The organism is Rhizobium leguminosarum (assembly GCF_002953715.1).
In the GTDB taxonomy this organism is placed as follows: Bacteria; Pseudomonadota; Alphaproteobacteria; order Rhizobiales; family Rhizobiaceae; genus Rhizobium; species Rhizobium leguminosarum_V.
Genome location: NZ_CP025012.1, coordinates 2,144,595 through 2,157,587, shown reverse-complemented (window position 1 = coordinate 2,157,587; position 12,993 = coordinate 2,144,595). Strand labels below are relative to the sequence as shown.

Genomic DNA, 12,993 nt, shown 5'->3' with positions numbered 1-12,993 from the left:
GGCACGATGAGATCATTGTGACCGACTGTATCCCGATGCAATTGTGCAGCGTTTTCCGAAACAGTTTGGCGCATCAGGCGACATGCCCCTGACGCGGACGATCGACGCCGCGTCGCTCTCGACATTTCACGTCGCCTGCATCTGTTCAGCGTGAGTTCTATCAGAGTGAACTTGGCCGTTGGTCTGCGATGGTCGTGGGGGTTAAAATGGCAGGAGCAACTGAGGAGTGGGCCGTTTCCGTTCGCCGTGCCGAAACGTGGGAGGTCGGCCGAACAACACCGCCCAGACTTGCAACGACGGTGGCGTTCAGCAGTGCAATGGGGTTCGCCAGGGCCGAGGCGGCGCTGGAGGCGTTCGACGTTTCCAACAAGGCCGTGATTGCTTTGGACCGGACCGGGCAGGTCGTTCTCATGAACCGCAGCGCGACCCTGATCGTGTGCGTCGACGTCTACATTCTCAACCGGCGTCTCACGTGTCGTGACGCAACGGCAAGAAGGTCGCTGGACGCCGCGATCCACTCTGTCTGCACTTCCGAGGCAGGCTCCGAGATACCTGTTCCCGTCAGGATCACGCGGCGGAGTGGCATTCCGATCGTCGGGTTCGTTACGTCCGCCGGAGGCGCCGCGCAGAGTATTTTTTCACGCTGTCGAGCGTTCGTCATTCTCATTGATCCGATGGACCGGAGGGTGCCGTCCCCCGAACTCCTACAGCAGATTTTCCCGTTGACACCGACCGAAGCTCGTCTCGCGCATTTTCTGACGAAGGGCCGCAAGCTGCACGAGCTTTCAATAAGCGGAGGCTATTCTTACGAGACAGGTCGCAATCACTTGAAGAGCATCTTCGCCAAAATCGGTGTCAACAGCCAGTCCGACCTTGTCGCAACGCTCGCGAGCCTCGCCTAGGCCTTCGGCTCCCTCCCATTTGGGTCATGCGGCTCGTTTCGCGCGTCGGTATGATGTGAAGCGCCTGCTGTCAGGGGCGGAACGACGATGCCCAACGCGACGGCCGAAAAGGGAGGGGAAAAAATGCCCGCACTCAATCAATCTATTTCTGAGGGCGACGACGCCACCCTCGCGATTGCCCAAGTCGGCAGTGTCGTCAACGGCACCGACGATCCTCAGACGCTCGAGGGCACGCCAGGCGACGACGAAATCTACGGTTTTGGCGGCGACGACGTCATTCTCGGCCATGAGGGCGACGATTGGCTCGTCGGCGGAGCTGGGAACGACCAGATTGACGGAGGATCTGGCACAGACTCAGTTGCCTACACCTCGCCAGGCGAGAACGGCGGGCAGGGAGTGGTCGTCAATCTGTCCGGAACACAGTACGGCGCTCAGGCCGCGCACACTGCGACTGACACGTTCGGCGGAACGGACACTCTAATCTCCATCGAGGAGGCGCGTGGTACGGCAGAGAATGACGTCTTCGTGAGCGACACCGACGCAACCTACAACGGCTTCTGGGGTCTGGCCGGGAACGACACGATAGTGGGCGGAGGCCGTAATACCTGGATGTACTATCACCGCGACCAAGATTATGGCGGAGCGGCAGGAGTCTTTGTCAATCTTTCAGATCAACAGCAGGGTGCGCTGGCTGCCCGTTCCGCGACAGATGGCTTCGGCGACACCGATACCTTGCTCAACGTCGATAACGTCCGCGGCACCGATCATGACGACGTGTTCTACGGCAACAGTAATAACAATAGATTCCAGATGCTGGGCGGGAACGACTTCGTCGATGGCGGCGCCGGTGACGACGAGGTCAACTACAGTGGCGACAATCGGTCCGGAACTCCGCTCCACGGCGTCTTCGTAAACCTTTCCGGACAGGCTCAGGCTTCCTTTCTTGGGACTGTCGCTGCCCACAGCGCTATGGGACTCTTCAATGACATCGACACGCTCATAAGCATTGAGGAGGTGCTGGGCTCGGAACTGGCGGACGTTTTGATCGGCGATCCGGTGCCGGGCAAGTATCAAGGCTTTCACGGCCTGGGCGGGAACGACACGATCGTCGGCGGCGGCGATAACTCATGGCTCTACTACGACCAGGATGCCAGGTTCGGTGGGAATGCCGGCGTGACCGTCAACCTTTCGGACACCACGCAAGGCACGCAGTCGGCGCACACGGCGACGGATGGTTTCGGCGATACGGACACGCTTACGCACGTCGAGCGGGTAAGGGGAACCGCCTCCGCCGACGTCATCCACGGCGACCAGAGCCGTAACATGTTCGAACTCGGAGCTGGCGACGACTTTGCGGATGGCGGGGATGGCGACGACGCCGTGAACTACGCCTACGACGACGATGGAACGGCCATACATGGAGTGTTTGTAAACTTGACGGACGCGACGGCGACGTCGGCTCTTGGTACAGCCGCGGCCCACACGGCCATCGGTCTCTATGGCGATATCGATACGCTTCTCAGCATCGAGGAGGTGCAAGGCAGCAGCTTTGACGACGTGCTAATCGCGGAGCCCGCGTCCGGAAAATACCAAGGGCTTTGGGGATTTGCTGGCAACGACACCCTCGCGGGTGGAGGCGAAAATACGTGGGCTTACTACAGCGAAGACGCCTTGTTTGGTGGGACCGCAGGCGTGACCGTTAATCTTTCAGGTGCCGTCCATGGCACTCAAGCTGCACACACGGCCACCGACGCGTTTGGAGACACCGACAGTCTTTCCAGCATCGCAAACGTTAGGGCGACCGCCGTTAACGACATCATTTATGGAGACGACAACGACAATCAGTTCGAGCTGGGAGCAGGCGACGACGTGGTGGATGGTGGCGGGGGGTCGGATACCGTCAACTATCGGCTCGACGACGATGGGACTGCAGCGCACGGAGCCCTCGTCAACCTCTCAGGGCAGACCTTCACGACGCCGATGGGAACGGTCGGCCCGCGTAGTGCGATTGATCTCTACGGAGATATCGACACCTTCGTCAGCATCGAAAACGTAACGGGCTCGGGCCTTTCCGACTACATCATCGGCAACGGGGAGGCGAACAGCCTTATCGGCGGCGACGGCGATGACACTTTGCTGGGTGGCGGTGGAGACGATCTCCTGCAGGGCGGCAATGGCAAAGATACGATGGATGGAGGCAGCGGTAGTGATACCGTCGACTACAGCCACGAGGTGGACGACGGAGCAACCGCAGGCGTGACCGTGAACCTTCTCGGCGACGCGGCGAGGCCCGAGTTGGGTCTCGACGCCGATACGGCGCGCGATTCCTTTGGCAACATCGACGTCGTCGCCAGAATCCCTAACGTCATTGGAACTCGGTTCGCGGACGTGATCTATGGCGGCAATCACGCAAACACACTGATTGCCGGGGACGGTGACGACATCCTGCTTGGCGGCGCGCAGGACGACTCGCTTGACGGCGGTAACGGCAGCGATAAGGCGAAATACGGGGGCAACCGCGCGGATTATCTGATCACGGACAATGGAGACGGCAGCCTTACGGTTGCCGACCTGCGCGGCGGAGCCCCCGACGGCACCGACGTCGTTCGGGATATCGAACTCCTGCAATTTGCCGACCGCGTCGTTGCGGGAGCCGCCAATTCCGCGCCGGCGATAGAGGGTGGCGACGCCGTCGCACTGGGCGTCGGCGAGAACCAGACGACGGTCGCAACGATCACCGCTTCCGATCCAGACGCAGGCGACGCCCTGGCGTTCTCCATCAACGGAGGATCCGATGCTGCAAAATTCGAAGTCGATGTCGCGACCGGCGCCCTCCGCTTCGTCAGTGCACCGGACTTTGAGACACCTGCCGACTCTGATGGTGACAACGTCTACGAGGTCACCGTGCAGGTATCGGACGGACTCGGTGGCGTGGATACTCAGTCGGTAGCCGTGACGATCACCGACGTGGATGAGAATGGACCAATCTTCACGTCCGGCACCTCGGCGGTGGTTGCCGAGAACTCTGTCGGCGTGGCGTACGACGCCGATGCACAGGACGCCAGTGCGATCAACTATGCGCTGTCGGGCGCGGACTCGGGCGCCTTCGATATCGACTCCGCAACCGGGGCAGTCAGCTTCAAAGCTGCGCCGAACTACGAAGCGCCGTCGGATTCGAATGCGGACAACATCTACGACATCGTCGTCACGGCATCAGACGAGGCGTTCAGCTCGATCCTTAACGTCGCCGTGACCGTCACCAATCTCAACGACAACGCACCGGTGTTCACCTCCGGTACGACCGCCAGCTTCGCGGAGAATGGCACGGGCGTGGCCTATCACGCCAGCGCCGCCGACGCGGACAATCTCAGCCCCGTGAATTATTCCTTGGGCGGCACAGATGCGGGGCTATTTGACATTAGCGCATCTACGGGCGAGATCACCTTCAAGGCGGCCCCGAATTTCGAGGCCCCAGGCGATGCTGGGGGCAATAACGTATACGACGTCGTCGTCGCCGCCTCAGACGGAACTCTTACAAGCAGTCTGGCCGTCGCCGTGACCGTGACGGACGTCAACGACACGGCGGCTCTCTCCGCACCAACCGGCCTTGACCTGGCTGAGAGCGATGATAGCGGGAATTCAAATGACGACATCACCAACATATCCCAAAATCTAACGATCAGCGGCCTTCACCAGCCCGGTGCAACGGTCACGCTTTTCGACGACACCGATAACGACGGACAGTTGGATCAATCCGAGATCAGCGTGACAGGCTCGTTTGCAAACGCAGCATTTTCGCTCGACATCAGTTTGTCCGAGGGGGCTCACCACCTAAGGGCGGTCCAGATCGACGGGCAGGGCCAGGTCAGCGACAGTTCCGACGCACTAGAAGTCAGCGTCGACACCACCGCGCCCACGGCGACGTACTTGATCCTCAAGGACGTGGGCGGAAACACCGGCGGCGGCGTAACGATCAACGACAATACGCTTCGCGTTGCCGGCATCACGCAAGCGGGAGTCCGGGTGGAAGCTTTTGCCGTTCCCTCCGCCGGCGCCGTGATCGCCCTTGGAAATGTCTTGGCCGACGCCGGGGGGTCCTTCAGCATACCCACGCCGGTCCTGCCCGATGGGACCTATTCGTTCAAGGTGACGGCGACCGACGTCGCCGGTAATGCGCTGACACAGACCGGTCCGTTTGCAGTCACGATCATCGCGCCGGTGTATTCGATCTCCGGAACGCCGTCGATCGCGGAGGGCGGAGACCTTGTCTTCACGATATTGCGGACCGCTTCCACCACCAACGAGACCGTGGACTACAGCCTGGGTGGGTCGTCGACGCCCGGCGCAGACTTCGGCGCGGTTTCCGGCAGCATCAGTTTTGCCGTCGGGGAGAGCTCGAAGACCCTGACGATATCGACAGCCAGCGACTCTTTTGTCGAGGGATCTGAGTCCGTTGTCGTTTCCCTGGCGTCGACGAGCAACGGCGGCAGCATCAACCCTACTGGATCGACGGCGACGGGTACGATCGTCGACGTAGCGCCGGTTGGAGTCGCGATCTTCGGGACTGAAGGAGCGGACACGATAACTCCAGCTCAGACCGTACCCGGACAACCACTCCCCACGGGTCTGGGCGACGTGATTCACGGTCTTGGCGGAAACGACCTCATAAACGGGGGAACCGGGTCCGATACGATATTCGGCGACGAGGGAAACGACAATCTGCTAGGAAATTCTGGCAACGACACCATTCTTGGCGGGTCTGGCGACGACGCTCTGGCGGGTCAGTATGGCGTCGACGTCCTGAGTGGAGGATCCGGCCGGGACGCGTTTTCCTTTGCAACGACAGACATCAACGGCGACACGATAACCGACTACGAGAATGGCGAGAAGATATACGTCTTTGGCGGTCCTGCGACGCTCTCCAACTACCTGCTGAGCTTCGATGGTACTAATTCTCACCTCGCAATGGACTTGAACGGCGACGGCACGTCGGACCTCTCGGTCAACCTTTCGGGGCCCGTCACAGGGCATTTGTATCTCGGCCAGGAAATCTTGGGCGGCGACCGCTATCAGGTGCTCCAGCTCAATTACCCCAAGCTCGACCTAAATGGGTCGGCTGGAGGAACCGCGGGGGCCGCGGTCTTTGTTGAAAATTCTGCGCCCATCGCCCTGACCCCGGACGCCTCGATCTACGACACTCTGGCGGAAAACTTCGCCGGCGGCTCGCTTCGGATCGCCAACACGGCATCGGCTGGAACCGACCGGCTTTCGATTGCCAATATAGGGACGGGCATTGGCCAGATCAGCCTCAGCGGCTCTTCGGTACTCTACCAAGGCGTGATCATCGGCTCGTTTGCAGGAGGCACGGGCGGGGCCGATCTCGTCATCAGTTTCTCCAATGCGAACGCGAACCTCGATGCGGTCCAGGCGTTATTAAAGGACATCTATTTTTCGAACCCGCTGGACAATTTCTCGACTATCGACCGGACGTTTACATACGTTCTCACCGATGGGTTCGGAGACCAGAGTTCGGTCGCCGTTACCGTCGACATGGTCGGGGTGAACGATCCCCCGGTTCTGACGCTGCCTTCGAACCTTGCATATACAGAAAACCAGGCGCCGGTGTTTGTGGCTCCCGGCGCAACGGTAAGCGACCTCGATGCGGTCTGGTTTAGCGGCGGTGCTCTCGACGTCGCCTTTTCCTCAGGCGGGTCTTCAGGCGACCAACTCACTCTCGCCAACATCGGAACTGGCGCAGGACAGATCGGCATTTCAGGCAACACCGTCACCTACCAAGGAGCGGTATTGGGCACGTTAAGTGGCGGACATGACGGAAGCTCCCTCCATGTCAGCCTTGCGACCACTACGGTGCCGACCTTTGACGCGGTGCAAACCCTTCTGCGCGACGTCCAGTTCTCCAGCACCTCCGAAAACCCTGCAGCAGGTCCGCGCTCTCTCACCTTCACACTGAAGGATGGCGGGTTCGCGAACAATGGCGGAAACGATACCGGTTCCGCGGCCGTCACCGTCGATATCGCGGCCCGCAACGACGCTCCGAACCTTACCCCGGACACGCCGGCGCCTCTCACCTACACCGGAGCGGCGGTGGGCTTGCTTTCAACCGCCCACGTCGTCGACCCCGACAATCCAGCCAACTTCGGCGGGGGGCAGATCACGATCGCACTGTCGGGAGGAGATCTAGGCGACCGCTTCAGCATCATGAACAACCTGCCGACCGGCAACGTGCAAGTCGGCTACGTCAATGGCATCCTCCATTTCACGGTCGACGGCGTCGATGCCGGCACCGTGTCAGGGCTCGGCACCACAAACATGTCGTTTTCGCTTAACGCGAATGCGACGGCGTCCCTGGTTGACGCACTTCTCAAATCGTTGATCCTGGACAACTTCTTTCAGTCGATCACGGCCGCGCCGCGGTCCGCCACCATTAGCTTCAGCGACGGCGGGAACACCGGCGCTGGAGGGAACCTATCTGACAGTGTCTCGATTGAAATATTGCCTGTTGCAACGAACCACGCGCCAGTCATCAACTCCAACGGGGGCGGCGACAGCGCTTCGGTCAATCTCGCCGAGAACACCGTCGAGACAGCGACGATCACTGCCACCGACCCGGATAGTGGGCAGACCCTACTCTTTGCGATCGCCGGGGGCGACGACGCGACCAAGTTTACGATCGGTCCGACGACTGGCTCCCTCTCTTTCGTTGCCGCGCCGAATTACGAGGTTCCAACAGATGCCGACGGCAACAATGTCTACGACGTCGTTGTCTCCGTCTCCGACGGTAACCTGACCGACACCCAGCTCATCGCGGTCACCGTGACCAACGTCAATGACAACTCTCCCGTGTTCAACTCGGGGACGACCGCCAGCTTTCCGGAGAACGGTGGCGGCGCCGCCTACGATGCCAACGCAACGGACGCCGATAATCTCTCAGCGATAACCTATTCGCTGGGCGGGGCCGACGCGGTGCGTTTCAACATCGATAGCGCGACCGGGGTCGTGACGTTCAAGGCCGCGCCGGACTTCGAAGCGCCGGGAGATGCGGGTGCAAACAACGTCTACGACATCGTCGTCACCGCGTCCGACAGCACGCTCTCCGCGTCGGAGGCTGTTGCGATCACGGTCACGGACGTCGCCGAAGGCGGGGCCACCGTCCCAGGCACGACGGGCAACGACATTCTGAACGGCACGGCGGCAGACGACCTCATCAACGGTCTGGCCGGAAATGACACGCTGAACGGACTGGCAGGCAACGACCGGCTGACCGGGGGAACGGGCGCCGACGTCCTGAACGGCGGAGCCGGCGCCGACGTAATGCGGGGCGGCGCGGGAGGGGACACCTACATCGTAGACAATGTTGGCGACGTCGTTGACGAATCCGTCGCGGGTTCGACCGGTGTCGATACGGTGCAGTCCTCGATCACCTTCAGTCTCGCCGCATCGGCGACGCTCCTAGGCGATCTGGAGAATCTGACGCTCACGGGGTCGGCCGACATCGACGGCAGGGGCAATGGGCTCGTCAACGTCCTCACCGGCAATGGCGGGGCAAACCACCTCGTCGGCGGTGGAGGCAACGACACCCTCGTCGGCAATGGCGGAGACGACTTCCTCGACGGCGGATCGGGCAACGACACAATGCGCGGCGGTACTGGCAACGACATCTATGTCGTCGACAGCGCCGGTGACAAGGTGGACGAGAACGGCAGCGGCGGTACGGACACCGTGATGGCGGCGATCGATTTCAACCTGTCCTCCGGACGCGTCACGGGTTCCGTTGAGAACCTCGTCCTCACCGGGCTGGCGGACCTCGATGTGACAGGAAACGCCTTGAACAACCTGCTCGTCGGCAACGGCGGAGACAACGTCCTCGACGGCGGTGCAGGCCGGGACACGATGCAAGGCGGCGGCGGAAACGACGTCTATGTCGTGGACGGCGTCAACGACACGGTCGACGAAAGCACCGCAGGCGCAGGTGGCGTGGACACAGTGAGGACCTCTCTGAGTTTCAGCCTGCTGACGTCGGCGCACGTTCTAGGCCAGGTCGAAAACCTGATCTTGACGGGAGCAGGCGACGTGAACGGCACCGGCAACGACCTTGACAACACCATCAACGGGAACGGCGGCGACAACGTTCTCAGCGGCGGGGCAGGTAACGACGTTCTCGCCGGAGGCACGGGTGACGACCATCTCGACGGAGGAACCGGGGCCGACGTCATGACCGGCGGCAGAGGCGCCGACGTCTACATCGTCGACAACGTCGGAGACAACGTCAAAGAAAACGCCAACGAGGGCAGGGACACGGTCGAAACTTCGCTTGCGACCTTCGTCCTTTCCGACAACGTGGAGAACCTTGTCTACACCGGCGGCGGCAATTTCACGGGAACGGGCAACGCTCTGAACAACACGATCAGCGGCGGCGGCGGAAGCGACCATATCAATGGAGGCGGCGGCAACGACGTTATTATGGGCGGTGCGGGAAGCGACTTCCTCACCGGAGGGGCGGGAGCCGACCAGTTCCATTTCAATGCTGCTCTGAGTACGGCAGGCGTTGACACGATCGCCGACTTCGTCAGCAGGTCCGCCAATCCCGGTGTTCACGATAGGATCGTCCTGAGCAATTCGACAGGAATGTTCACCCAGCTTCAGGACGGCACTCTGTCGAACGCGGCATTCGCCGTCGCCAATGGCGGACAGGCGCAGGATGCCAGCGACAGGATCGTCTACGATCCGACCACCGGATGGCTGACCTACGACGAAAACGGAAGTGCTGCAGGCGGGAGTCCAGTTCACTTCGCGACGCTGCAGCCGGGCCTGACGTTGCACGCTTCTGACTTCCTCGTGGTGTGACCAATTTTGGAGGCGGGGTGATTGCGCGCCGACATGCGCGCGGACAGTGGGGAACTTCAGATGAATCACATGCCGAAGGGCGCCAATGCCAAACGTGGCGTCTCGACTGGCGGCAATCCGGCGCGCGAGGCGCTGCACGCTCGCATGCGGGATTTCAAGCTGGTCGGTCTCTTCTCCGCCATGATAAGCCTGCTGACGCTCACCGGTTCCTTCTACATGCTTCAGGTCTATGATCGGGTGCTGGCAAGCCGGAGCGTCGAGACGCTTGTGGCCCTGACGCTGGTCGCCTTCGTGGCCTTCGCTCTACAAGGTTCGCTCGACGCGATCCGTCTGAAGATGCTTAGCCGGATTGGCGCCCAGTTCGACGAAGATGTCTCCAGCCTCTGCTTTCGCGCATCGAACCTGATCCCGCTCCGCGGCGGGCCCGCGGAGCGCGCGACACAGCCGATCCGCGATCTGGACCAAGTGCGCAGCTTCCTCGTCGGAGCCGGCCCCGCGGCGATATTCGACCTTCCATTCATGCCGCTCTTCGTCGTCGGCTGCTTCATCCTCCATCAATGGTTAGGTTTCCTGGCGGTTGGCGGTGGTCTTATCATCGTTCTGCTTGCTGTCACCACCGACGCGAAACTGCGGGATCCTGTCCGGCTCCTGGGGGGCACCGCATCTGCAAGACAGACCTTCGCGGAAAGCGCCAGACGAAATTGCGAGACGGTGGAGGCCATGGGCGCGAACGGAGCCCTTGAAACCCGTTGGCGCATCCTGAACCGAGAGCACATTTGCATCACGCTCCGTTCGAGCGACGTGAGCGCCGGCGTCGGCGCGCTCGCCAAAGTCTTCCGCGCAGTTCTGCAATCTGCGATTCTCGGAACCGGTGCATATCTCGTCATCGATCAGGAGATTTCAGGCGGCGCCATGATTGCCGCGTCCATTATGACGGCTCGGGCGCTGGCGCCCATCGAGACGGCGATAGCCAACTGGAAAGGCCTGGTGGCCGCACGCGCTGCCTACCGGCGCCTACAGACCTCGCTCGTGCTCGCCGTCGGGAATGAGATGATGGAATTGAGGGCGCCCAGATCAAGCCTGACCGTCGAAGGTCTGACGATCATACGGAGCGATGGCGGTCCTATACTTCTCGACGTCAACATCGAGCTGCAGGCAGGCGACGCGCTAGGCGTCATCGGACCGAGCGGATGCGGCAAGTCCTCCCTTGCCAGGTCTATCGTCGGAGTCCTGTCGCCCATGAAAGGTGTCGTCCGGCTGGACCGGGCGGCGTTGGACCAGTGGGATCGAGATCGGCTGGGGCGACATATCGGCTATCTCCCGCAGGATCTCGGATTCATCGACGGATCCGTGGCGGAGGTGATTTCGCGGTTTCAGGCAGAAGGAAACTCGGACCGGGTCATCGACGCCGCAGTGGCCGCAGGCGCTCATGATCTGATCCTCGCTCTTCCACGCGGATATGAGACTCGGATTGGCGAAGGCGGGATCCTGTTGTCGGGCGGTCAACGACAGCGGATCGGCCTGGCGCGGGCTCTATATGACAATCCGTTCCTCGTGGTTTTGGACGAACCCAATTCAAACTTGGACGCCACGGGCGACTTAGCTCTTACGGAAGCGATCGCGAGCGTGCGGGCGCGGGGCGGGATCGCGGTCGTCGTGACGCACCGACCCTCCGGTCTGGCCGCGGTCAACAAGGTGGCATTTCTTCAAGACGGGGCGCTGAAGCTCCTCGGACCGAGGGACGAGGTCATGGCGGCCTTGTCAAGGCCTGCGGAACCGACGCCTCTGAGGGCGGTGGGAGGCTCCAGCGACAATGCGTAGCGACACGTGGCAGCATCTAGATCATCGGGCGTCCTTGCGTCGCTATGGGCTGGGAGGCCTCGCGCTGATTGGGCTTTTCGCCTGCTCTTTCGGAGCGTGGTCGGCGTTCGTTCCGCTTTCCGGCGCGGTCGTGGCATCGGGGCGCTTTGAAGTCGACGGCAGCATAAAGAAGGTGCAGCACAACGCCGGCGGCGTCGTTTCCGAAATTCTCGTGCAGGACGGCCAACGGGTAAGCCAGAACCAGACCGTCATGCGCCTTGATCCAACGACGGTTCGTTCGGATCTCCAAATCGTGGTGCATCAGCTCGCCGACTTAAGGATGACAGCAGCGAGGCTGAATGCAGAACGAGGCGGCAATGACGATTTCCCGTCCCCACCACACATTCTTCCGTCGGATGAGTCCGCGTTCGAAGACCAGCTATATCTCCGCGAGAAGAGGATGATGAAGGCCAGCCAGGATGCACGCCGTGGGCAGGAAGAGGGACTAGCAGAACGTATCAACCAGCTCGAGAAGCAGATTGATGGACTGGCGGTCCAGTCCAAAGCAAAAATCATCCAGAAGGAGATCGCTAGCCGCGAGCTTCTAAGCCTACACGGGCTGCTCGACCAGAAGCTTGTTCTCGTCTCGCAGGTCAACACGCTGGAGCGTAGCGCCACGCAGCTCGACGGGGAAATCGGAGAGATTCAGGCGACGGTCGCCGAGGTTCGGGCAAGGATCGCTGAAACGAAGCTCCAAATTCTCAATATCGATCAGGTGGCCGTCGCCGAGGCAAGCAGGCTGCTTGCGGATGTCGAACCCAAGATCAGTCAACTTGAAGGAAGGCGAATCCAGGCGGTCGACGCACTTGCCCGGACAGACATCAAGGCTCCGAGAGATGGGTTCGTTCACGAGCTCTCGGTACATACCGTCGGCGGAGTGATCGGTGCCGGTGAAGTGCTGATGATGATCGTGCCCGAGCACGTGCCCCTGAGGGTCGAAGGGCGAGTAAGTCCGCAGGACATCGATTCGATCCGTTCAGCCGACAAGGCGTTCATCCGCATCGTCGGGTTGAACCATTCGACGAACCCGGACCTACAGGCAGAAGTCGCAATGGTTGGCGCTGACCTTGCTCAGGACTCGACGACGCACGTGACCTACTACCCAATCGAGCTGCGCCTGGAGCCTGGCGCTATCGATAAGCTCGACGACGTTCATCTTGTCCCTGGGATGCCGGCAGAGATATTCATAACCACGTCGAGCAGAACATTTGCCCAGTACTTGTGGCAGCCGATCCGTGATCGTGTATCGCGGGCCGTGCGTGAGAAGTGAACGGCTCGCTCATGAGATGAATTCGCTCACCTGATGGCTCGCGCATGCGCGGCGGCGTTCTTTCGACTCGGCTGACTCATGGTGCCGATTGCGCAG

At 61.2% G+C, this 12,993-nt stretch carries 4 protein-coding genes; all 4 read left to right on the top strand.

Annotated features, from left to right (window positions below; genetic code table 11):
• Window positions 1-206 precede the first annotated feature (206 nt).
• The gene (locus tag CUJ84_RS10925; protein ID WP_158686926.1) at window positions 207-902 is read left to right on the top strand and encodes a helix-turn-helix transcriptional regulator; all 696 of its coding nucleotides are present in this window, start codon (window positions 207-209) and stop codon (window positions 900-902) included.
• Between the two features lie 87 nt (window positions 903-989).
• Window positions 990-9,767, top strand: coding sequence for an Ig-like domain-containing protein (locus tag CUJ84_RS10920; protein ID WP_105006217.1), 8,778 nt, complete (start codon window positions 990-992; stop codon window positions 9,765-9,767).
• A 60-nt stretch (window positions 9,768-9,827) separates the two neighbouring features.
• Window positions 9,828-11,588, top strand: coding sequence for a type I secretion system permease/ATPase (locus tag CUJ84_RS10915; RefSeq protein WP_158686925.1), 1,761 nt, complete (start codon window positions 9,828-9,830; stop codon window positions 11,586-11,588).
• Window positions 11,581-12,897: an HlyD family type I secretion periplasmic adaptor subunit gene (locus tag CUJ84_RS10910; RefSeq protein ID WP_105006215.1), complete on the top strand. Its 1,317-nt coding sequence runs from the start codon at window positions 11,581-11,583 to the stop codon at window positions 12,895-12,897. Before CUJ84_RS10915 ends, CUJ84_RS10910 begins: the two co-directional genes overlap by 8 nt.
• Window positions 12,898-12,993: the final 96 nt, after the last annotated feature.